Source organism: Microbispora hainanensis (genome assembly GCF_006874475.1).
Classification (GTDB): domain Bacteria; phylum Actinomycetota; class Actinomycetes; order Streptosporangiales; family Streptosporangiaceae; genus Microbispora; species Microbispora hainanensis.
In genome coordinates, this window is sequence record NZ_VIRM01000034.1 from 45,737 (window position 1) to 65,981 (window position 20,245).

Here is a 20,245-nt window from a genome sequence, read left to right on the forward strand (position 1 = left end):
TACCTCATCGGCACTTGACAACTATACGCCGTACAAGGTCTCCTATGCACCGTACATGTACGCCGTACATGTACCTCGTACAAGAGGAGGACACATGTCCGGACGATGGTGGGCGCTGGTCGCGGTGTCGCTCGCGACGTTCATGACCTACCTGGACAACAACGTGGTCAACGTGGCTCTGCCGACGATCCAGCGGGACCTGGCGCTGACGATCTCCGGCCTGGAGTGGATCGTGAGCGCGTACATCCTGGTGTTCGCGGGCCTGCTGCTCGCCGGCGGACGCCTGGCGGACGTCTTCGGCCCCCGGACGGCGTTCTTCGGCGGCCTGGCGGTCTTCACGCTCGCGTCGGTGGCGGCGGGCCTCGCCGGGAGCCAGGAGACGCTGATCGCGGCGCGCGCGGTGCAGGGGCTCGGTGCGGCACTGGTGACCCCGTCGACGCTGGCCCTGCTGCCCCGGATCTTCCCCGATCAGCGCGAGCGGGCGACGGCCGTCGGCATCTGGAGCGCGGTCGGCGCCCTGGCCCTCGCGATCGGCCCGCTCACGGGCGGGTTCCTCAGCGAGAACGCCGACTGGGGCTGGATCTTCCTGATCAACCTGCCAATCGGCGTGATCGCGGCCGTGATCGGCCTGCGTTCGATCAGGGTCGAGCGGGCCGCGGCCGGGCGCTCGGCTCTCGACCTGCCGGGCCTGGCCACCTCCGCCGTGGCGCTGTTCGCCCTCACCTACGCGCTCATCGAGGGCGAGTCGCGTGGGTGGACCTCGGCGCCGATCCTCGGCGCGTTCGCGGCCTTCGCGGTGGCCGCCGTCGCGTTCCTCGTCGTCGAGTCCCGTACGGCGCAGCCGATGATCGACCTCACGTTGTTCCGCGAGCGGGTCTTCAGCGGCGGCCTGTTGTCGATGGGCCTGTGGTCGTTCGGCGTCTTCGGCATCTACTTCTTCACCGCGCTCTATCTCCAGAGCGCCCTCGGGTTCTCCCCGACGGAGGCGGGCGCGGGCTTCGGGCCCATGGCCCTGCTCATGGCGGTGATCGCGAGCGTCTCACCGCGGATCGCCGAGCGCTTCGGCAGCGCGGGCACCGTCGCCGCCGGCCTCGGCCTGATGGCGGTGGCGATCGGCGGGCTGTCGAGCGCGGGCGAGGGCTCCCACTATGGCGACCTGCTCCCCTGGTTCCTCCTGTACGGCGCGGGCGCCGGCCTGCTCGTCCCGCTGACCAACGTCGTGCTGAACGCGATGCCCCCCGCGAGGGCGGGCGTGGCCTCGGGGGTGCTCAACGTCTCCCGCGAGGTCTTCGGCCTGCTCGGCATCACGATCCTGGGCGCGATCCTGAGCGCCAGGCAGAGCGCGGTAGGCGACGCTCCGCTGCACGCCTTCCTTGAGGCCTACCGGTTCACGCTGGTGATCGCGGCCGCGATCGTGCTGGTCGGCGTTCCCGTCAGCGTCTACTCCCTGCGCCGCACCCGGGCCGCCGCCGCCTCCGCCGAGCCCAGCGAACCCGCCGTGGCCGAGCCGGTCGGCTGAGTCCCGTACGGCTCCGCGCCGAGCCGTACGGGAAGGTCGCACTACTCCTTGATCAGGTCGTCGTGGGCGCCACCGGGCAGGCCCGGCATTTCCCGCGACATCGAAAGGGGGGGGCGGAATCCGGGACAATGAGCTGGTGCCGGCACGCAGAATCGACCCAGGGAAGATCAGGGAAGCGCTCGACGCCCAGCTCGCCGATCTCGGCAGACCGCCGTTCGACGGTCCCGAGGGCATGGCGGGCAACGCGTGCGTGCTGGCCGTGCTCGACGCCTACGAGGCCGGGCTCACGCCGCTGAGGGCCGCCGCCCGCGCCGCCGTACGGCACCTGCTCGAAGAGCTGGCCGCGCGGGCGCCGGGACGGTCGGTGGAGGTGCGGGTGCCCCCGCACGCGGCCGTGCAGTGTGTGGAGGGGCCCCGGCACACGCGGGGCACCCCGCCCAACGTCATCGAGACCGACCCTCGCACCTGGCTCGAACTGGCCACGGGGCGGCTGTCATGGGCCGACGCCACCGCCGCGGGGAAGATCGCGGCCAGCGGCGCCCGGGCCGACCTGTCCGCGCTGCTCCCTCTCTGGTGACCACGGGTCACTGGAGCCCGGAGAGCCTGTCCTGCACGCAGCGCTGCGCGTCCTCCTGGGTGGGATAGAGCCGGCGGTCGAAGCACTCGCCGACGCGCTTGGTCGTGAACCAGTTGTAGAGCGCCACGCTCATGATCAGGGCGAGCAGCAGGGTCATGGTGCTCAGCACCACCCCTCCGATCGCCCTGCCCCGGTTGGAGTTCTTGGCGATCGCCACGATGCCGATGACGAGCCCGGCGATCGCCACGAGCGTGCCGATTCCGCAGACCAGCAGCAGGACGATCGAGCAGATCCCCAGCACCAGCGCGGCCGTCCCGAGCCCGCCACCCGGTTGCGGCCCCCAGGGCCCGCCGGGACGTCCGCCCGGCCCCGGAGGCGGCGGCAGCGGCCCCCCGTACGGCGGCTGACCGTACGGGGGCTGACCGTACGGCGGCTGGCCATACGGTCCTTCGTAAGGAGGCCAGCCGTAGGGCGGTCCCCCGTACGGCGGGCCCCCGGGCCCTTCGGGCACCCCGGCCGACGGCTCCCGCTCCTCCGGAGCCCCCGGGCCGTACGGCTCCCGCGGACCCCCGGCGTCGTCGGGTGTCGCCACGATCATCCCTCCCCTGCCGGTTCCGGGCCCCAAATCCGATTCTCAGGGCCTGCCCGGAAGCCCAGGCTGCCCCGAAATCCGCGTGTGAGCAGGGGTGACACGGCAAAGGGCGGGTGATGGTTCCGGCGCCTGAAGGGCATGCCCGGGTTTGAGCAGCGCCAACGCCCAAATAGACTCAAGTACGTGTTGAAGGGCGACGGCCGGCTGGGCCATGACCTCGACCCCCAGGACCGCGCTCCGAAGGACGCCTGTGGCGTCTTCGGCGTATGGGCGCCCGGGGAGGACGTCTCCAAACTCACCTACTACGGCCTCTACGCATTGCAGCACCGCGGGCAGGAGTCTGCGGGCATTGCGGTAAGCGAGGGCAACCGCATTCTCGTCTACAAGGACATGGGCCTGGTGGCCCAGGTCTTCGACGAGTCGATCCTCGGCACCCTGCGGGGGCACCTGGCGATCGGCCACTGCCGTTATTCCACCACCGGATCGAGTGTCTGGGAGAACGCGCAGCCGACGCTGAACTCCAGCGACGGCAAGGGGCTGGCGCTCGCCCACAACGGCAATCTGATCAACACCGCTCACCTCGCGGAAGGGCTCGCGCCCGGCTCCATCCGGGCGACGACCGACACCGAGGTGCTCACCGCCCTCCTGGCCCAGGACTCCTCGCGCCCGGTCGAGGACGTGGCGGCCGAGCTGCTTCCGGAGGTCAAGGGCGCCTACTCGCTCGTCTGGATGAACGAGACGACGCTGTTCGCCGCCCGTGACCCGCAGGGCATCCGCCCGCTCGTGCTGGGCCGGCTGGAGCGCGGCTGGGTGGTCGCGTCCGAGACCGCCGCGCTCGACATCGTCGGCGCGTCGTTCATCCGCGAGATCGAGCCCGGCGAGCTGCTGACCATCGACGAGCGCGGGGTCCGCTCGCGGCGCTTCGCACCGGCCGAGCCCAAGGGCTGCCTGTTCGAGTACGTCTACCTCGCCCGTCCCGACACCACGATCGCCGGGCGTGGCGTGCAGTCCACCCGGGTCGAGGTCGGCCGTGTGCTGGCCCGCGAACACCCGGTGGACGCCGACCTCGTGATCCCGACGCCCGAGTCCGGGACGCCCGCCGCCATCGGCTACGCCGAGCAGAGCGGCATCCCGTACGGCCAGGGCCTGGTGAAGAACTCCTACGTCGGCCGGACGTTCATCCAGCCGTCGCAGACCATACGCCAGCTCGGCATCCGCCTCAAGCTCAACCCGCTGCGCGAGGTCATCGAGGGCAAGCGCCTGGTGGTCGTGGACGACTCCATCGTCCGCGGCAACACGCAGCGGGCCATCGTGAAGATGCTGCGCGAGGCCGGGGCCACCGAGGTCCACGTGCGGATCTCCTCGCCCCCGGTCGCCTGGCCGTGCTTCTACGGCATCGACTTCGCCACCCGTGCGGAGCTGATCGCCGGGTCGCTGTCGGTCGAGGAGATCCGATCCTCGCTCGGCGCCGACTCCCTCGGGTACATCTCCCTGGAGGGGCTCACCCGGGCGACGACGCTGCCGGCCGACCGCCTGTGCCGCGCGTGCTTCACCGGCGAGTACCCCATTCCTATCGAGGACGACAGGGTGGGCAAGTTCGTGCTGGAGGCTCAGCGATGACCAGCTACGCCGACGCCGGCGTCGACATCGAGGCCGGTGACCGCGCGGTCGAGCTGATGAAGTCGCGGGTGGCGCGCTCCCGGCGCCCGGAGGTCGTGGACGACGCCAGCGGCTTCGCCGGGCTCTTCGACGCCTCGGCGTTCCTGCGCTACCGCAGGCCGCTGCTGGCCACGTCCACCGACGGCGTGGGCACCAAGGTCATGCTGGCCCAGCAGCTCGGCAAGCACGACACGATCGGGATCGACCTCGTCGGCATGGTCGTGGACGACCTCGTGGTCTGCGGGGCCGAGCCGCTGTTCATGACCGACTACATCGCGTGCGGCAAGGTCGTGCCCGAGCGGATCGCCGACATCGTGGGCGGCGTGGCCGAGGGGTGCCGGCTCGCGGGCTGCGCGCTGGTCGGCGGGGAGACCGCCGAGCACCCCGGCGCGATGGGCCCCGACGAGTACGACCTCGCGGGCGCCGGCACCGGAGTCGTCGAGGCCGACGAGATGCTCGGCCCCGACCGGGTCGTGCCGGGCGACGTGGTGCTCGGGCTGGCCTCCAGCGGCGTCCACTCCAACGGCTATTCGCTGGTCAGGCACGTGATCAAGACCGCCGGGCTGCGCCTGGAGCAGGAGCTGCCCGAGCTGGGCCGTACGCTCGGCGAGGAGCTGCTGGAGCCCACGCGCATCTATTCGCTCGACTGCCTGGCGCTCATCCGGGAGACCGAGGTCCACGCCCTGGCGCACATCACCGGCGGCGGGCTGGCGGCCAACCTGGCCAGGTCACTGCCCGGCACGGTGGACGCCCTGCTCGACCGGGGCTCCTGGACCCCGCCCGCGATCTTCGAGGTGCTGGGCGGACACGGCGGCGTGCCCCAGGAGGAGATGGACAAGACGTTCAACCTCGGCGTGGGCATGTGCGCGATCATCCCGGCGGCGGAGGCCGACAAGGCACTCGCGCTGCTGACCGGTCGGGGCCTGCCCGCCTGGGTGCTGGGTGAGATCGTCGAGGGCGAGGGACGGGCCCGTTTCCGTCAGTGAGACCTGGGCCGGACGAACGTTGACCGGGCGGGCCGCGTCGCGGCGGTCCCCCGGAGCCTCCTTACGGCCGGCGGGCATCCGTCATCGGCGTGAGATCCGTCACTCGCGGGAAAATGCACCCACGGCCAACCTCACAGGGCCGACTCCACAGGATCCGGGCATCACGACAGGGCGACGGCCACAACGGCTCGCCATCACAAGGATCAACCGGTTTCCAGGAGCCCGCAGCCCGCGATCCGGCCGGATCGGCGATGAGGGAACACGCCCATGACGCACCGACCGGCGGTGACCGGGTCCGGCCACATATATGGCCGTCCACAATGGTCCCCATTTGCGGCCGTCCACAATGGTGCGGCCGACCGGCACCCTCCCCGCGCCCGTCCCCGCACCCCCGAGGCGAGGGGCGGACGGGAGAGCGACTCGCGGACATTGAGAGAACCCGGCGGGAACGTCCCCCGCCGGGTCACTCACCTGGCGATCAGAACCGGGTCAACGCCGACCACGGCGGTCGTCGTCGCCGTCGTCGTCGTCGACGGCCGCGTAATCGGCGTAGCGATCAGCCAACTCGTCGTAAGGGTCATGCTCGTCACTGTGGCCGGAATCGTCGGCGTCCACGACTCCGAGCTCCGCGCGCAGGCGCTCAAGATCCGTCCCGCCGCTGTTGTACTTCAGCTGACGGGCGACCTTGACCTGCTTGGCCTTGGCTCGGCCGCGCCCCATTGGCTCGACCCCCTCATGCGGGGCCGTGCCCGACCCCTCGTCACTAACGCACCGCGCACCGACGCCACCTGACTTCAGGCGTCAGTCTCTCGTTCGCCTATTACCGTACCTGGTTTGTGCGCCGCTCGGTACGTCGTACGAGCGGCGGCGGTCAGCGCCGGAGCCAAATACCCCTTAGCCGACCGATTTCTGACATTCTCCGCTCTGCCAGCCTATCCGCTGCGACGGCGGGAGGGACGCCTTCCTCCTCGGCCGAGCTGAAGATCTTCAAGGTCGTGTCGAAGATCTTCGCCGCCCGGGCGCGGGCGCGGTCCATGTCGAAGCCCTCGATCTCGTCGGCCACCTGGATGACCCCGCCGGAGTTCACGACGTAGTCCGGGGCGTACAGGATGCCCCGCTCGGCGAGCTGCTTCTCGACGCCGGGATGGGCGAGCTGGTTGTTGGCCCCACCACAGACGATCTTCGCCTTGAGCCGGGGGACGGTCTCGTCGTCCAGCGCGCCGCCGAGGGCGCAGGGCGCGTACACGTCGATGTCGGACGCCACGAGGGTGGCGGCGTCGGGCACGACCTCGACCTCGGGGTGGCGCTGCCGCACCTGTTCGACGGCCCGCTCGTTCACGTCGCAGATCACGACCTCGGCGCCGTCCTGGAGCAGGTGCTCGACCAGGCGGTGGCCGACCTTGCCGACCCCCTCGATCCCGACTCGCCTGCCGCGCAGGGAGGAGGCGCCGTACACGTGGTCGGCGGCGGCCCGCATCCCCTGGAACACGCCGAAGGCGGTGAGGATGGAGGAGTCTCCGGCGCCGCCGTGTTCCTGCGTGCGGCCGGTGACGTAGGAGCACTCGCGCGCCACCACGTCCATGTCCTCGCTGTAGGTGCCCACGTCGCAGGCGGTGTAGTAGCGCCCGCCGAGCGACTGGACGAACCTGCCGTAGGCCCGCAGGAGAGCCTCGCTCTTGTCGGCCGAGGGATCGCCGATGATGACGGCCTTGGCGCCGCCGAGGTCGAGACCGGCCAGCGCGTTCTTGTACGCCATGGCCCGGGAGAGGTTGAGCACGTCGGCGAGCGCGGCCTGCTCGCTCGGGTAGGGATAGAACCGGGTGCCGCCGAGCCCCGGTCCGAGGGCGGTGCTGTAGATCGCGATGATGGCATACAGGCCGCTACGCTCGTCGGAGCAGAAGACGACCTGTTCGTGTCGCACCGGCTGGGCGGGGTTCGTGTCGCCCCCGGAGCTGGAATCCTTGTGGGACAGCCCGAAAACGTCGGTCACGGTGGTGACTCCTGATCGTGTACGCCGCCTCGTTGCGGCGATCGGCCTCCAGCTTATCGGACGACCCCACAAAACGATCATGGAAACCCGGGACGGTGCTGCACAGGCGTCCCGCGACGTGGCACGATTCTGGTGTGCTCCCCTACGCCGCCTATCTCCGTGTGTACGAGCCGCTGACCGCTTTCGCCCCGCACGATCAGGCTCGGTGGGCCCGGTACGCGGACTCGCGCGACCGGCCGCGCCGGGCGGGCGCGCTCGAGGTCGAACACGGCGAGGCGGTCCGCCGCCTGTTGCCGGTCCCGCCGCTGCCGGCGCCCGAGCGGGAGAGCCCCAACGCCTACCTGCGCCGGGTGGAGGAGACGCTGTACGTCTGCCCCTGGCAGAGCAGGCTGCGGTCGTGGCTGGCGTTCGCGTCGTTCCGCGGGAGCGTCCCGGTCAAGCTGGCCTCCCGGTTCGTGCCGCAGGCCATCGCGGAGCAGACCGCCGACGACTTCGACCGGTTCAAGCGGGGAGAGCAGTCCCTGCGCACCCACATCCGTACGAGCACCTGGCATGTGCCGATCGCGTGGTTCGTGCCGTTCGACTCGGCCGAGCGCTGGCTCGTGCTGGGCTCGGAGCAGCCGGCCGAGGCGGGCGCGCAGACCACCGCCGCGCCGCCCAGGAACATGCTGTACGTCACCTCGATGGCGCAGGCCCGGCGCCGGGTGGCCCGGGCTCTGGTGGTGATCCGCAGGCACGTCGGGCAGGTGGCGGCCCTCACCGAGGTCGAGGAGGTGGGCCGCTGGCTGGAGGAGTTCCACCCCCACTCGCTGGTGGAGCTCGACTACGGCGGCCTCGTCCACCTGATGGACGACCGCACCCTCCAGGGCGACCAGTCCGTCGCCGAGGTGGCGACCGCCCTCGCGGGCTTGGACAACGGTCAGGAAGAACTTGCCTTCGCGATGTATCAGCGCGTGATTCTCCGCTGGAGGTCGATTCGCGCTCTAGAGTCGGCAAACTGACGGTCATGAACATGCCCTGACCTGCCAATTCAGGTCATGGCAGCGTCGATCTCACATCTACGAACTGAGTAGTTTGCCGTTTTCACTGCGATACCACGAAACGTGTCGCTAGAATCACCGAGCGTGACATCAACCCGTGGTCGAGACGTTGTGCCCAGAGGGCTCGCCAATCGCACTACGTGGCTGTATGGTCACATCGGGTGATGCCGTAAATGGTCCTAGAAACCGCACGTTTTTGGATCATTGACGGACATCCGTGACAGTGCCGCGACCGACAGGATTTCCCCGAACGCAGCGGCGTCGAGGCGGACAACGCCGCTCCGGCCGACGCGACGGGGGCAGGGCTTGACGGAAGGGGCACTTGCGCCAGACAAGTCGCAGGATCGCTGCCGGCGGTCCACACGGAGGAGAGGCCGCACAAATGTCAGCTCGTACACCCGAGGCCGAGCCACTGCTCACCCCGGCGGAGGTCGCCACGATGTTCCGCGTCGACCCCAAGACCGTCACCCGGTGGGCGAAGGCGGGCAAGTTGACGTCCATCCGCACCCTCGGCGGTCACCGGCGTTACCGGGAGACCGAGGTCCGGGCACTGCTCGCGGGGATTCCGCAGCAGCGGTCCGAGTAGGACGTGGCCGTCACGCCACGGGGGGAACGACGGCGCGCTCGCGTCGGGGATGTGAGCGCGTCCACCACACTCCCGTGACCGCTGCCGGTCATGGGAGGGGATCTGGGGTCGGCGCCGCCCGCCCGGCGCCTCCCCGCGCGCACGATCCGTTCACCCCTGGAGGTTCCCCCGTTCTCCCCATGCGTACGCCCCGGCCTTCGTGCCTCGGGACGTCTCGCGAATGCGGTGAGTAACGCGGTGAGTAACGCGCTGAGTAACGCGCGAGGGTTCAGGGAACGGCCTCACGGTTCACGGAAGCCGGGCTCCCAGGTGCCCGGCTCTCAGTCGCAGATGCCGAGCTCTCAGATGCCGGGGGCTCGGATGCGCGGTCATCGAATGCCGCGTTCTCAAGTGGCGCGTTCTCAAGTGGCGCGTTCTCGGAAGCCGTGTGCGTGGGCAGCAGGGTCTCCAGCAGCACCCGTACCCCCGGATCCTGCCCGCTCGCCGCCCCCAGGAGCGCGACCATCTGGTCCACCAGGAGGCGTTCCAGCTCGCCCCGCGCCATGTCGCGGTGCTCCAGCCAGTCGAGGCCGGCCGTCTCCACCGAGGCGACCCACGACCTCAGCGTGACGCGCAACGCCGGACCGGGCGCGTCGACCCCCATCTGGTGGACGATCATGCGCAGCATGCGCTGCCGCACCCCGTCGACGATCTCGCCGATCTCCCCGGTGCGATTGGCCGGGCCTCCCCTGAGCAACGCGGCGAAGCCGGCCGCGTGCTCCTCGACGAAGTCGAAGTAACGCGTCAGGCCCGCACCGAGCTGTTCCAGCGGCCCGCCCTCACCCTGTGCCTGCAACCGCGCCTGCAGTTCCGCCGCCGCGCTCCGCAGGGCCGCCACGTAGAGCTCCTGCTTGCCGCCGAAGTAGTGGTAGACGAGCGCCCTCGACGCGCCCGCGGAGGCCGCCACGTCGTCGATCGAGACGTCCTCGGCATCGTGTCTGCTGAACAGCTCCAGCGCGGCGGCGATGAGCTCCTCACGCCGCCGGTCCACACTCAGCCTGCGTCGCGCCGGCCGTGCCCCGTCTTCCGCTTGGCGTGTGGCACTCACACCCCGCACCCTAGCGAATCCCCACCTGAGAGGGGCGCGGCCGAATCCCGGGGCGCCCTCGAACCCCTCCCGGCTCGGCGCTGCCACGCGTGGTAACGCTAACCTTCCCAACGCCCGATTAGAGGAAGGTTCCTGTCTAACCGCGATCAACCCGTACCCTCAGGGCAACTCGATCGTTTGGTGTGTCAGGTGCACGTCCACGCATCGTGGGGAGAACCATGTCAGGACCGTCCATGCAGACCACTGCCCGGAAAGACGTCGGGGTCACGATCCCCACCGGCGGACTGTCCGATGGGTTCAGCCCTCGGCCCCGCCCGACGATCCGCAACGTGGCCGAGCGGGCAGGAGTCTCCAAGTCGCTGGTGTCTCTCGTGCTGCGGGGATCCCCGCACGTGAGCGAGCACCGCAGGGAGGCGGTCCTCCAGGCCGCCCGGGAGCTCGGCTACCGCCCGAACGCGGTCGCCCGCAGCCTGGTCGAGGGGCGCACTCATCTGGTGGGCGCGCTCGTGGCCGACCTGCACAACCCCTTCTATGCGGAGTTCCTCGACGGCCTGCAGGAGAGCCTGCACGGCGACGGGCTGCGGCTGCTGATCGGCAGCGGCCGCTGGGACCCGGCGTTCGAGGACGAGGCCGTCGAGGCGTTCCTCGAACTGCGGGTGGACGGCCTGGTCCTGCTCGGGGTCGCGCCGTCCAGCGACACGCTGGCCGAGGCGTCGGCCTACACGCCCACCGTGGTGGTCGGCGAGCGCGACGTCGAACTCGAGGGCGTGGACATCGTCGTCGACGACGACCAGCTCGGCGCCCGCTTCGCCGTGGACCACCTCGTGGAGCTGGGCCACCAGCGCATCGCCCACATCGAGGGCGCCCCGTCGTCGGCCGCCCGTTGCCGCTGCGAGGGCTACCTGGTGGCCATGCGCCGGCACGCGCTGGCGCCGTACATCATGGTCGAGCACGGTGACTTCAGCGAGGAGGGCGGCCGGCGCGCGGCGCTGGCGCTGCTGAAGCGCGACCCCCGGCCGACCGCGATCTTCGCGGCGAACGACATCGTGGCCATGGGCGTGCTGAGCGCGGCGAGCGAGCTGGGGTTACGGGTGCCCGAGGACGTGTCCGTCGTCGGCTACGACAACACCCACCTCGCGGCCGTCACCCACATCTCGCTGACCAGCGTCGACCAGCCCCGGCGGGCTATGGGCCGCTCGGCGGCGGCGCTGCTGAGCGACCGCATCACCGAGCCCGGCAAGACCGCCCGGCTGCGGCAGGTGACCCCGCAGCTCGTCGTACGGCGCAGCACCGGGCCCGCTCCAAGCGGTGGCCAAGGCTAGGTCAATCACCGACGTGTCCCCTCGCGGCCGGTGTTGACTTCAGCCGTGGCGCCGGCCCCCGGCGGGTCGCGGAAGGGCTGCCCGCAGGCCGGCGACCGGAAAATCGGGGGGATTCATGCGTGATCCTGAGTTGGTCTCCTGCGCTCAACGGGCCGCCGGCGAACTGGAGCGGGCCTGGGCGCACTGGAGGGAGAGCCGGGGGCTCGGCAGCGAGGACGTGGCCGAGTCGGTGGCGAGCTATGTCGCCCACTCGATCGACCACCCCTGGGGACGGCCGCGCGTGGTGCTGGGCCTCGACGCCGAGGACGCCCGTGAGCTGGCCGCTCTCCTGCATCGGCAGGAGATCCCCGAGCCGGCGTGGGTGGCCAGGTTTCCGGCATAACGGTCTGATCACGACTCCGTTCCGGTTAGGTTGGGGTGACCATACCTCCGGGAAGGGACTTCGACCGTGATCAGACGACCACTCGCCGCCGCAGCCCTGGCCCTGTGCGGGGTCGGAGCCGCCGCCTGCGGCGGCGCTGGGGTCTCCGGCGCCGACGTTTCCGGCAGTGGGGTTTCCGGCAGCGGGGTTTCCGGCAGCGGGGCCCCGGCCTCCGGCGCCTCGTCCCAGCTCGGCCGGCCGGCCGCGACCCAGGACCAGGCGGCGGACACGGCCTCCGCCGAGACGGCCGCTCCGACCACGCGTACGGCGGCCGCCTCCGAGGCGGAGGCACGGCCCCTGGCCGGCAAGGTCGTGGTGATCGACCCGGGCCACAACGGCGGCAACTTCCGCCACACCAGGGAGATCAACCAGCTGGTCGACATCGCCAACCAGAAGAAGGCCTGCGACACGACCGGCACGTCGACGAACGACGGCTACACCGAGGCGGCCTTCACCCTGGACGTGTCCACCAGGCTGGCCAAGCTGCTGCGGGCCCAGGGGGCCACGGTCAAGCTCACTCGTACGAGCAGCACCCCGTGGGGCCCCTGCATCAACCAGCGGGCCGCCATCGGCAACAAGGCCAAGGCGGACGCGGCCATCTCCATCCACGGCGACGGCGCGGGGGCGAACCTCCGCGGGTTCCACGTCATCATGCCGAAGAAGATCGGCGGCCCCGTCGATCCGGTCGTGAAGGACTCGGCACGGCTCGGCGCGGACGTGCGGGACGCCTTCCACCGCGGCACGGGCCTGCCGTACTCGAACTACATCGGCAGGCAGGCGCTGAACTACCGCAGCGACCTCGGCGGCCTCAACCTGTCGACGGTGCCGAAGATCTTCATCGAGTGCGGCAACATGCGCAACGCCACGGACGCCGCCAAGTTCAAGAACCCCGCGTTCCGCGCGAAGATGGCGCGTGCGCTGGCGAAGGGCCTGGAGAACTACCTCACGTCCGCCCGCTGACGCGCCTCGGCGGCTCTGAGCGGGTGCTGGACGGGTCCTGGGCCGCGCTCTGGGCCGGCTCCGGGCCGGGCTCTGAGCGGCTGTGGACCGGGTGGCGGGACTGTCGGCGGGGTTTGGCATCATCGGCGGAATGAAGCATCTCCTCCCCCTGCCGAGGCTTGTCGAGACGGGCCCCGAGTCGGCCGGAATCGCGCCCGGCTCCGCCGTGTCGGGCCCGGCCCCGCTCACCGACGCCGTACGGCTCGCGCTCCCCGTGCTCGACCTCCGGCCCGGCGACGCCGCGACGGCGGCCGTGCGGGTGGAGGAGGACCCCCGGCTCGGTCCTGAGGCGTACGTGCTGACGATCACGGGCGACGGTGTGCGCATCGCGGCGGGAGACCGGGCGGGCGCCTTCTACGCCGCGCAGACGCTGCGCCAGCTCCTTCCGGCCGAGGCGTTCCGGTCGGCCGTCGTGCCCGGGACGTCCTGGACGGTCCCCTGCGGCCGGGTGGAGGACGCCCCGCGGTTCTCCTGGCGCGGCGCGCACCTCGACGTGGCCCGCAACTTCCTGCCCAAGCGGGAGGTGCTGCGGATGATCGACCTGATGGCGCTGCACAAGCTCAACCGGCTGCATCTCCATCTGGCCGACGACCAGGGCTGGCGGGTGGAGAGCAGGGCGTTCCCGCTGCTGCACGAGGTGGGCTCGCACCGCCCGCGGACGATCACCAGCCACAAGGGGGAGGCGCTCGCCTTCGACGGCGTCCCCCACGGCGGGCACTACACGGTCGCCGACCTCGCGGAGATCGCGGCGTACGCCCGGGCTCGGGCGGTGACCGTCGTGCCGGAGATCGATGTGCCGGGGCACGCCTCCGCCGTGCTGGCCGCCTATCCCGCGCTGGCGTCCCGCCCGCAGGAGCGCTACGAGGTGCTGGACCGGTGGGGCATCTCGCCGGCGATCCTGTCCCCGCTTCCGGCGACCGTCGACTTCCTGACCACCGTGTTCGCCGAGATCACCGACGCCCTGGGCGACGTGCCCTACTTCCACATCGGCGGCGACGAGTGCGTGCTCGACGACTGGGCGGCGTCGGCCGAGATCTCGGCCTACCAGGCGTCGCTGGGCCTGGAGAGCGCCGGTGACCTGCACGCGTGGTTCCTGCGGCGGCTCGCCGACGCGCTGGCCGAGCGCGGCAGCCGTACGGTGGTGTGGGACGAGGCGTTCGTCAGCGGCAGGCTGCGGCCCGACACGGTCGTGATGCCCTGGCGCGGCGAGCACGTCGCCCGCCGGGCCGCGGCGGCCGGACATGACGTGGTGGCGACGCCGGTCTTCCCCATGTACTTCGACTACGCCGAGGCGGCCTCGCCCGAGGAGCCGGTCGGGCTGGGAGACGCGATCACCGTGGCCGATGTGGCGGCCTTCGCGCCCGCGCCGTCCGAGTGGCCGGAGGAGGAGGGCACCCGGGTGATCGGCACCCAGTTCCAGCTCTGGAGCGAGCGCATCCCGGACGGCCGGACGCTCGACTACCGCGCCTGGCCCCGGGGCTGCGCGGCGGCCGAGGTCGCGTGGACCGGCGGCCCGGCCGGGCCCGAGGACTTCTTCCCCCGCCTGGAGGCCCATCTGGCCCGGCTCGACGCGTTCGGCGTGGAGTATCGCCCGCTGTCCGGGCCCCGGCCCTGGCAGCGGGGCGGCACCGGATGGCGGCGCCATCGCCCCGGCGCCGTCGTCGTGCACGACGTGATGCGCCACCTGCACGAGCTCAGCCTGTCGGCCGACTCCACCCGGCCCAGCCTCTGAGGCCCCGGCCGGTCTTCGAAGGCCCGGGCCCGGTCTCTAGGGCCGCGCCGCGCCGGCGACGCGGCGCACCCGGGAGCGGTCGCCCAGCATGTCGGTGCTGTCGGCGTACTGGTCCACGGCACCCGTGAGGGGCAGGCGCCGCACCTCCGGATCGGCGATGGTCTGCAGCAGCGCCTCGGTGAAGCGCTCGGCGTGCAGCACCCGGAAGGGGCGGCTGTGATAGGGCCGGGTGCGCGGATCGACAGGCGGGGTGAGGCCGAGGTCGTTGTGCAGGGCCGCGAGGGCCTCGTAGGCGGTGGCGAGGTGGCGCTCGCGTTCCTGCCAGCCGGTGGCCGACACGGCCGCCCTGAGCACGGGCGCCAGATCCGGGCCGCACGGCAGGGCGGCGAAGGCGCTGCCCAGCCACTTGCCGTACGGAGGGTAGCGGCGGTGCATGAGCAGGGCGAGCCGGATGAGGTCGCGCACCAGACGGGCACAGGTGACGGCCGAGCCCAGCTCGTCACCGACCTCGCCGGCACGGCCCACGAACGCCTCCTCCTGGCATATCCGCCGCCACTGGCAGGCGAGGACGTAGCGCCAGACGTCGCCGGGATACCAGGCGAGGCGCCGCCGGACCGGCTGGAGCAGACCCAGGCCGTCATGGAAGACCTCCCCCGCCGTGATCTCCGCGAGCGTCTGTGTGGGCGTCGCCAGCCAGTCGGACAGGCCGACGCCCGCGATCGGATCGAATCCGAGATGCCCGGTGAGCCATGCGGTCGGATCGGCCACCACCACTCCGTGCCGGATCGGGCCGTCCGTCGTCTCCATGTGCCGGGTCCGGCCGGCCCCCGTCGCGCCGAAGTTCGTGGGATAGCCGAGAAACCGCGGCGGCAGGCTCCCGGCGAGCATGGCGTCCACGGCCTCGCCGTACGCGGCGGCGTCCTCGGGGCTCAGGAACAGCTGCAGCCGGGGGCCCCAGTCGTGGTCGGTGGATCGCTCGGTGTCGTACCCGAGCACCTCCGAGCCCGCACCGAGGAGCGCCGCCGTGTGCGTGAGGCCGCCGAAGTGCCGCGCCAGCAGCGGTGCCACCGCCTCCAAATAGAACCGCCGCGACAGCTCCAGCCCGCGCACGTGCCCGTCTCGCATGACCGGCATCCTCCACAGGCTCCGTCGCGCGGGACAACCGGCTTTTTCCCGCGGCACCGGGCGGCCGAGCGGACCGCAAGCGCCGGTGAAGACGCGCGGCATCATCGGGCGTGCCGCGACGCGGTGGCGTGGCGGTGCGGACGCTCCCCGTCAGGCGTGTGGGACGCGGGGGCGCGGGGTCACCAGGCGTGCGGGGGACATGGCGGGCGCGTCGTGATGAGACGCGCCGGGCGCTTCCCGCTCAGGCTCCGTCGAGGACCTCGGCGACGATGGCGGCCGCGAGCTTCTCCGGGTCGAGGCCCTGGTAGGTGTCGATCACGTCGCGGATCCTCGCGGTCAGGCGCAGGTCTGCCTGTTCCGCGTCGCCGATGTGGCGCCCGGCCACCGCGACGGCGGCGGCGAGCTCGTAGGCCTCGGCCGGCCCAAGACCCTGCGGATCGACCTCGACGAGGACGCGAGCGCCGTTCTTCGGTGAGACGCGGACCTTCCACCGCCCGGACGGGCCGGAGACCGACAGCGTGTCCTTCCGCAGGGCCGGCGGGAACAGGACGACGGCCATCCGGCCCGCCGCGGCGAGGACCCGCTCGGCGAGCCTGCGCACGTCCTTCTTCGCGACGACGATCCTCCCGGAGCGGTTGATGATGCTCACGGAATCACCGCTGTCGGCCACGGCGATCCGCTCGCCGTCGGCCTGGTCGTAGATGGCGCTCATGAGGGGTCGCTCGCTTAGCTTTGTCGGGGCGGGCTGCGAGACTCCGCTCATGCATGATCTCGTACTTTCGGAGCGCATGATCGTGATTCGCCTCTCCCCGGGCCATGGCCTGGGCGGGCGGGCCGCGTGAGCAGGTCCGAGCGGTTCAGCCTGCGGCCGAGCCGGGAGGAGTGGCGGCGAGACTGGGTCGCCCGCGGCGAGCTGCGCGACCAGCGGTTCGAGCTGCCGCCCGGAGTGCGGAGCGTGATCTTCGATCGGGCACGGCTGGTCAACGTGGACTTCTCCGGAACGGTGTTCGCCGACTTCAGCTCTCATGCGGGCGAGTTCGAGGGATGCGACTTCTCCGGCGCGGCCTTCGAGCATCTGTCGATGGGCGCCACCGCCGCCGGAGGGATGTGGAACCGCATCAGCTGGCCGCAGTCGGTCTTCCGCGACTGCGTGTTCCGGCGTACGCGCTTCGCGCCGCTCACCTCGTTCGGCAACGTGCGGTTCGAGAGGTGCGTGTTCGACCGGTCCCGGCTGAGGCAGCAGACGTTCACGACGGAGGCCGAGTTCGTCGGCTGCGTCTTCTCCGGGCGGCTCCGCGACGTCAACTTCTGGGGCCGTCCTCCCAAGGAGCAGGCCGCGCTGGGCAGGGAGCGCAACGTGTTCACCGGCAACGACTTCACCGCCGCCGAGCTGGAGGACGTCGCCTTCAGGCACATCGACCTGCACGCGCAGCGCTGGCCCGGCCCGCCCGGCTACGCGCTCCTCGACCGCGTGAGCGCGCGGGTGCGGGCGGTGCTGCCGCTCGTGGAGGCGTGGCCGGACCCGAAACACCGGGAGAAGGCCCGCTTCAGCCTGGAGTTCCTCGCCGGCAACGCCGTGGAGCACAACGACGACCACGCGGTGGTGAGCTCTCTGGACATGGGCCGCAGACTGCCGCCCGCCCTCCGTCAGGAGCTGTTCGAGGCGCTCACAGGCTCATCCACGCGTACATCTCCTGGTTGAGCCGTACGGCGGTGCTGGCCAGGTCGCGCAGCTCCGTGACGCGCTCGACCTCGAACTCGTCGAGCAGTTCCTCCTCGGCGTACTCGCGCAGCCGCGCGTCGTCCACGGCGGCGAGCGCCTCGACGGTGTCGGACGCCATGCGCTCCAGGGCCGGCCCCTCGTCGTCCCCCGCGATCATCTGGGTGTCGCCGAACTCGCTGAGGTCGCGCCCGCTGAGCTCGGCGACCAGCGTGTCGAGCTCGTCGAGCCATCCCTTGCAGTCCACGTACGGCAGGCCGGCCGCCCCCGGTCCGGCGGACAGGGCACGCCGGGCGGATCGCTCGGAGTCGGCGGTGAAGTAGTCGACCAGAACGCCCATGCCGGTCACCTTATCGATCAGCGGCATGGGCGCGGCAGAGCGCTCACACGAGGGTGTAACCGGCTTCCTCGACGGCCTTGCGCACCGCGTCGTCGGCGACGTCGCCGGAGACGTCGAGCCGGCCGCTGTCGAGGTCGACCTCGACGCCGGTGACACCGGGGATCTCGCCGACCTCCTCCTTGACCGAGCTCACGCAGTGGCCGCAGGTCATGCCCTGGACGGTGTAGGTCTTGACGCTCATGGCGCTCTCCGTTTCCGGGGAAAGGGGACTTATGCGGTGCGGCCGACGATCTCGCGGACCGAGCCGTAGCCGTGCCGCCGCAGCCGGCGGGCGAGCTGACGGTTGATCCGCGACGGCCACAGGGGACCTTCGTAGATCAGGCCGGTGTATCCCTGCACGAGGGTGGCGCCGGCCAGCAGCCGCTCCCAGACGTCGTCGACGTCCTCCACGCCGCCGACCGAGACGAGGGTGAGCCGGTCGCCGGCCTTCTGGCGCAGGCGGCGCAGCACCTCCAGTGAGCGGGCCTTGAGCGGCTGTCCGGACAGGCCGCCCGCCTCGGTGCTCGCGACGCCCTCGCGGCTGATCGTGGTGTTGGTCGCGATGACGCCCGCCAGCCCCAGCTCGGTGGCGAGCTCGGCCACGGCGTCCACGTCCTCGTCCGCCAGGTCCGGCGCGATCTTCACGAGCAGCGGGGTGCGCCCGGCCGTCTCCTTCACCGCCGACAGCAGCGGGCGCAGGCGGTCGACGGCCTGCAGGTCGCGCAGGCCCGGGGTGTTGGGCGAGCTCACGTTGACCACGAGATAGTCGGCGAGCGGCGCGAGCCTGCGGGCGCTGTCCACGTAGTCGCGCACGGCCTCGGACTCGGGCACGACCTTCGTCTTGCCGATGTTGACGCCGACCACGGCCGGGATGTGGCGCACCCTGCGCAGCCGCTTGGCGGCGGCCGCCGCCCCGGCGTTGTTGAAGCCCATCCGGTTGATGATCGCCCGGCTCTCGATCAGGCGGAACAGCCGCGGCCGGGGGTTGCCCGGCTGGGCGTGCGCGGTGATCGTGCCCACCTCGACGTACCCGAATCCGAGCGCCGACAGCGGCTCGGCGCACCCGGCGTCCTTGTCGAAACCGGCGGCGAGCCCGAACGGCGAGGCGAAGTGGACGCCGAACGCCTGGACGCGCAGCGACTCCGCCCTCGGCGCGAGCAGGCGGTGCAGCAGCCGCACGAGTGGCGGAAACTTCCCGAGCAGGCGGAGCAGCCTGATCGTGAGATGGTGGACGGCCTCCGCGTCGAGGCGGCTCAGGACCTGCGTGAACACGAGTCGATACATCACGGCAAGACTATCGCCCGGTCGCCGCGCACCTCGGCCCGCAGGGCCCGGCGCCGTACGCCCAGTAAGTCGGGCCCGTCAGCCGGGCCGGGGACGGGCCTCGGCCGCGGGCTGCGACAGCGGCACGTGCGACGCCGTACGGATGGTCAGCGCGGAGTCGAAGCCCAGCAGCCGCAGTAACCGCAGCACCGGCGGGGCGGGACGGACGAAGGTCACCCGGCCGCCCTGCTCCCGCACGCGCGCGTCGGCCCACAGGAGGCTCCGCGCGCCCGCGCAGTCGAGGAAGCCGACCCCGGCCAGGTCGACCTCGACGTGCCCGGGTTCGCGGGTCCCCAGCACCTGCCGGAGGCGGGCGCGGAGCTCCGGCACCCCGGACAGGTCGAGGTCGCCGTGCACGGCGACGCGGACGCCGGCCTCAGACGGCGTGGTCTGGATTCGCAACATTCCTCTGGCCCTGCTCGCCCAGCAGCTCCGCCGCGAGCTCGGACACCTTCCGTCTGCTGTCCCTGGCCTGCTTGCGCAGCCCGGTGAACGCCTGCGAGGCCGTCAGGTCGTGTTTGCCCATGAGATAGCCGACGGCCCGCTCGATCACGACGCGGTAGTCCAGGGCGTATTGGAGCTGGTCGGCCAGCACCGCCTTCTCGTCCGCCTCTATCGACGCCACGAGGACCTGCTCGATCACGTGCGCGTACGCGTGGAGTGCCTGGGTGTCGCTCTCCTGCCACTCGTGCGGCGCGTCCTGGTAGACGTTGAGGGTGCCCACGGGCACGCCGCCGAGCCGGATCGGCACTCCCGCCACCCCGCGCACCTCGGGGTGCAGCAGGTCACGCAGGTCCGGCCACCGCCGGTCTGACCGCACGTCGGCCGTCGTCACCGCGGTGTCGCCCGCGTACGCCGCCACGCACGGGCCCTGGCCCGTCACGGCCTGGGCACGTTCCAGGCTGCGGCCACGCTCGTCCGTGGCGAAGAGGTAGCGAAGCGTGCGGTCCTCCTCGGCGAACATCAGGCCCGCGCCGGAGTATCCGAAAAGCCGGTCGACCACCTGGACGATGCGCTCAAGGTGGTGCACGATCCCGGTCGCCGTCCTGTCCTTCTGCAGACGTCGCAGGCTGGTGACAAGAGCCTCAGGATCGATATGGGTCATTCCGCATCCTCTCGTGAACCTCACCTCGCACCGCCGTGGCCTGGGGAAGAGGCGCCGATTCGGCCATCACAACTGCCCCGAGA

At 71.4% G+C, this 20,245-nt stretch carries 22 protein-coding genes; 11 read left to right on the forward strand and 11 right to left on the reverse strand.

What is annotated here, in order from left to right:
* Nucleotides 1-94 precede the first annotated feature (94 nt).
* The gene (locus FLX08_RS25230) at nucleotides 95-1,519 is read left to right on the forward strand and encodes an MFS transporter (RefSeq protein ID WP_142622019.1); all 1,425 of its coding nucleotides are present in this window, start codon (nucleotides 95-97) and stop codon (nucleotides 1,517-1,519) included.
* A gap of 133 nt (nucleotides 1,520-1,652) precedes the next feature.
* Nucleotides 1,653-2,096, forward strand: coding sequence for a sterol carrier family protein (locus FLX08_RS25235; RefSeq protein ID WP_142622021.1), 444 nt, complete (start codon nucleotides 1,653-1,655; stop codon nucleotides 2,094-2,096).
* A gap of 7 nt (nucleotides 2,097-2,103) precedes the next feature.
* On the opposite strand, the gene FLX08_RS25240 is transcribed toward FLX08_RS25235, so the two are convergent.
* Nucleotides 2,104-2,688 carry a DUF4190 domain-containing protein gene (locus FLX08_RS25240; RefSeq protein WP_142622023.1) on the reverse strand — a complete coding sequence of 195 codons (585 nt, stop codon included), beginning with the start codon at nucleotides 2,686-2,688 and terminating at the stop codon, nucleotides 2,104-2,106.
* A gap of 183 nt (nucleotides 2,689-2,871) precedes the next feature.
* On the opposite strand from FLX08_RS25240, the gene purF reads away from it, so the two are divergent.
* Together purF and purM are read left to right on the forward strand one after the other, a co-directional pair.
* A complete protein-coding gene (gene purF, locus FLX08_RS25245) occupies nucleotides 2,872-4,308 on the forward strand; it encodes an amidophosphoribosyltransferase (RefSeq protein ID WP_208761648.1) in 1,437 nt (478 codons plus the stop codon).
* Nucleotides 4,305-5,333, forward strand: coding sequence for a phosphoribosylformylglycinamidine cyclo-ligase (gene purM, locus FLX08_RS25250; protein WP_142622027.1), 1,029 nt, complete (start codon nucleotides 4,305-4,307; stop codon nucleotides 5,331-5,333). The genes purF and purM overlap by 4 nt, the downstream gene beginning before the upstream one ends.
* A 489-nt stretch (nucleotides 5,334-5,822) precedes the next feature.
* Here the strand turns inward: purM and FLX08_RS25255 are convergent, their stop codons facing one another.
* Together FLX08_RS25255 and FLX08_RS25260 are read right to left on the reverse strand one after the other, a co-directional pair.
* Entirely contained in the window at nucleotides 5,823-6,053 is a 231-nt protein-coding gene (locus FLX08_RS25255; RefSeq protein WP_079315184.1) for a DUF3073 domain-containing protein, read from the reverse strand.
* A 151-nt stretch (nucleotides 6,054-6,204) separates the two neighbouring features.
* Nucleotides 6,205-7,323, reverse strand: coding sequence for a Leu/Phe/Val dehydrogenase (locus tag FLX08_RS25260; protein WP_280117131.1), 1,119 nt, complete (start codon nucleotides 7,321-7,323; stop codon nucleotides 6,205-6,207).
* A gap of 134 nt (nucleotides 7,324-7,457) precedes the next feature.
* Between FLX08_RS25260 and FLX08_RS25265 the strand changes: the two genes are divergently transcribed.
* A complete protein-coding gene (locus FLX08_RS25265) occupies nucleotides 7,458-8,324 on the forward strand; it encodes a DUF8083 family protein (RefSeq protein ID WP_142622031.1) in 867 nt (288 codons plus the stop codon).
* Between the two features lie 421 nt (nucleotides 8,325-8,745).
* A complete protein-coding gene (gene bldC / locus FLX08_RS25270) occupies nucleotides 8,746-8,949 on the forward strand; it encodes a developmental transcriptional regulator BldC (RefSeq protein WP_013133571.1) in 204 nt (67 codons plus the stop codon).
* Nucleotides 8,950-9,217: 268 nt separating this feature from the next.
* On the opposite strand, the gene FLX08_RS25275 is transcribed toward bldC, so the two are convergent.
* Nucleotides 9,218-10,036 (reverse strand): TetR/AcrR family transcriptional regulator, encoded by an 819-nt coding sequence (locus FLX08_RS25275; RefSeq protein WP_244312877.1) that lies wholly within the window; start codon nucleotides 10,034-10,036, stop codon nucleotides 9,218-9,220.
* Nucleotides 10,037-10,254: 218 nt separating this feature from the next.
* Between FLX08_RS25275 and FLX08_RS25280 the strand changes: the two genes are divergently transcribed.
* The 4 genes from FLX08_RS25280 to FLX08_RS25295 all read left to right on the forward strand — a co-directional run bounded on the left by FLX08_RS25280 (nucleotide 10,255) and on the right by FLX08_RS25295 (nucleotide 14,510).
* A complete protein-coding gene (locus FLX08_RS25280) occupies nucleotides 10,255-11,358 on the forward strand; it encodes a LacI family DNA-binding transcriptional regulator (protein WP_142622033.1) in 1,104 nt (367 codons plus the stop codon).
* Between the two features lie 115 nt (nucleotides 11,359-11,473).
* Nucleotides 11,474-11,740 (forward strand): hypothetical protein, encoded by a 267-nt coding sequence (locus tag FLX08_RS25285; protein ID WP_142622035.1) that lies wholly within the window; start codon nucleotides 11,474-11,476, stop codon nucleotides 11,738-11,740.
* A gap of 66 nt (nucleotides 11,741-11,806) precedes the next feature.
* Nucleotides 11,807-12,739, forward strand: coding sequence for an N-acetylmuramoyl-L-alanine amidase (locus FLX08_RS25290; protein WP_142622037.1), 933 nt, complete (start codon nucleotides 11,807-11,809; stop codon nucleotides 12,737-12,739).
* 130 nt (nucleotides 12,740-12,869) lie between these two features.
* Nucleotides 12,870-14,510: a beta-N-acetylhexosaminidase gene (locus FLX08_RS25295; protein WP_142622039.1), complete on the forward strand. Its 1,641-nt coding sequence runs from the start codon at nucleotides 12,870-12,872 to the stop codon at nucleotides 14,508-14,510.
* Nucleotides 14,511-14,546: 36 nt separating this feature from the next.
* Here the strand turns inward: FLX08_RS25295 and FLX08_RS25300 are convergent, their stop codons facing one another.
* Complete coding sequence (locus FLX08_RS25300; protein WP_142622041.1) at nucleotides 14,547-15,635, reverse strand: DUF4037 domain-containing protein; 1,089 nt, start codon at nucleotides 15,633-15,635, stop codon at nucleotides 14,547-14,549.
* Between the two features lie 241 nt (nucleotides 15,636-15,876).
* On the reverse strand, nucleotides 15,877-16,347 hold the full coding sequence (locus FLX08_RS25305) for a hypothetical protein (RefSeq protein WP_142622043.1): 471 nt from the start codon (nucleotides 16,345-16,347) through the stop codon (nucleotides 15,877-15,879).
* Between the two features lie 126 nt (nucleotides 16,348-16,473).
* Here FLX08_RS25305 and FLX08_RS25310 point away from each other — a divergent pair, with 126 nt between their 5' ends.
* Nucleotides 16,474-17,337, forward strand: coding sequence for a pentapeptide repeat-containing protein (locus tag FLX08_RS25310; RefSeq protein ID WP_142622045.1), 864 nt, complete (start codon nucleotides 16,474-16,476; stop codon nucleotides 17,335-17,337).
* Here the strand turns inward: FLX08_RS25310 and FLX08_RS25315 are convergent.
* From FLX08_RS25315 to FLX08_RS25335, 5 genes are all read right to left on the reverse strand, one after another.
* Nucleotides 17,303-17,722 (reverse strand): hypothetical protein, encoded by a 420-nt coding sequence (locus FLX08_RS25315; RefSeq protein ID WP_142622047.1) that lies wholly within the window; start codon nucleotides 17,720-17,722, stop codon nucleotides 17,303-17,305. The genes FLX08_RS25310 and FLX08_RS25315 overlap by 35 nt on opposite strands.
* Nucleotides 17,723-17,738: 16 nt before the next feature.
* The gene (locus FLX08_RS25320; protein ID WP_142561071.1) at nucleotides 17,739-17,936 is read right to left on the reverse strand and encodes a heavy-metal-associated domain-containing protein; all 198 of its coding nucleotides are present in this window, start codon (nucleotides 17,934-17,936) and stop codon (nucleotides 17,739-17,741) included.
* Between the two features lie 29 nt (nucleotides 17,937-17,965).
* Nucleotides 17,966-19,018, reverse strand: a complete 1,053-nt coding sequence (locus tag FLX08_RS25325) for a quinone-dependent dihydroorotate dehydrogenase (RefSeq protein ID WP_208761649.1) — start codon at nucleotides 19,016-19,018, stop codon at nucleotides 17,966-17,968.
* Between the two features lie 78 nt (nucleotides 19,019-19,096).
* The gene (locus FLX08_RS25330) at nucleotides 19,097-19,462 is read right to left on the reverse strand and encodes an STAS domain-containing protein (RefSeq protein WP_142622051.1); all 366 of its coding nucleotides are present in this window, start codon (nucleotides 19,460-19,462) and stop codon (nucleotides 19,097-19,099) included.
* Nucleotides 19,434-20,162 carry a GAF and ANTAR domain-containing protein gene (locus FLX08_RS25335; protein WP_142622053.1) on the reverse strand — a complete coding sequence of 243 codons (729 nt, stop codon included), beginning with the start codon at nucleotides 20,160-20,162 and terminating at the stop codon, nucleotides 19,434-19,436. Before FLX08_RS25335 ends, FLX08_RS25330 begins: the two co-directional genes overlap by 29 nt.
* Nucleotides 20,163-20,245 lie beyond the last annotated feature (83 nt).

What these genes read in the sequence shown, in the direction of transcription:
- FLX08_RS25230 (WP_142622019.1), top strand. Translation starts at nt 95, where the DNA reads ATGTCCGGACGATGGTGGGCGCTGGTCGCGGTGTCGCTCGCGACGTTC.
- purM (WP_142622027.1), top strand. Translation starts at nt 4,305, where the DNA reads ATGACCAGCTACGCCGACGCCGGCGTCGACATCGAGGCCGGTGACCGC.
- FLX08_RS25255 (WP_079315184.1), bottom strand. Translation starts at nt 6,053, where the DNA reads ATGGGGCGCGGCCGAGCCAAGGCCAAGCAGGTCAAGGTCGCCCGTCAG.
- bldC (WP_013133571.1), top strand. Translation starts at nt 8,746, where the DNA reads ATGTCAGCTCGTACACCCGAGGCCGAGCCACTGCTCACCCCGGCGGAG.
- FLX08_RS25280 (WP_142622033.1), top strand. Translation starts at nt 10,255, where the DNA reads ATGTCAGGACCGTCCATGCAGACCACTGCCCGGAAAGACGTCGGGGTC.
- FLX08_RS25285 (WP_142622035.1), top strand. Translation starts at nt 11,474, where the DNA reads ATGCGTGATCCTGAGTTGGTCTCCTGCGCTCAACGGGCCGCCGGCGAA.
- FLX08_RS25295 (WP_142622039.1), top strand. Translation starts at nt 12,870, where the DNA reads ATGAAGCATCTCCTCCCCCTGCCGAGGCTTGTCGAGACGGGCCCCGAG.
- FLX08_RS25300 (WP_142622041.1), bottom strand. Translation starts at nt 15,635, where the DNA reads ATGCGAGACGGGCACGTGCGCGGGCTGGAGCTGTCGCGGCGGTTCTAT.
- FLX08_RS25305 (WP_142622043.1), bottom strand. Translation starts at nt 16,347, where the DNA reads ATGAGCGCCATCTACGACCAGGCCGACGGCGAGCGGATCGCCGTGGCC.
- FLX08_RS25315 (WP_142622047.1), bottom strand. Translation starts at nt 17,722, where the DNA reads ATGCCGCTGATCGATAAGGTGACCGGCATGGGCGTTCTGGTCGACTAC.
- FLX08_RS25320 (WP_142561071.1), bottom strand. Translation starts at nt 17,936, where the DNA reads ATGAGCGTCAAGACCTACACCGTCCAGGGCATGACCTGCGGCCACTGC.
- FLX08_RS25325 (WP_208761649.1), bottom strand. Translation starts at nt 19,018, where the DNA reads ATGTATCGACTCGTGTTCACGCAGGTCCTGAGCCGCCTCGACGCGGAG.
- FLX08_RS25330 (WP_142622051.1), bottom strand. Translation starts at nt 19,462, where the DNA reads ATGTTGCGAATCCAGACCACGCCGTCTGAGGCCGGCGTCCGCGTCGCC.
- FLX08_RS25335 (WP_142622053.1), bottom strand. Translation starts at nt 20,162, where the DNA reads ATGACCCATATCGATCCTGAGGCTCTTGTCACCAGCCTGCGACGTCTG.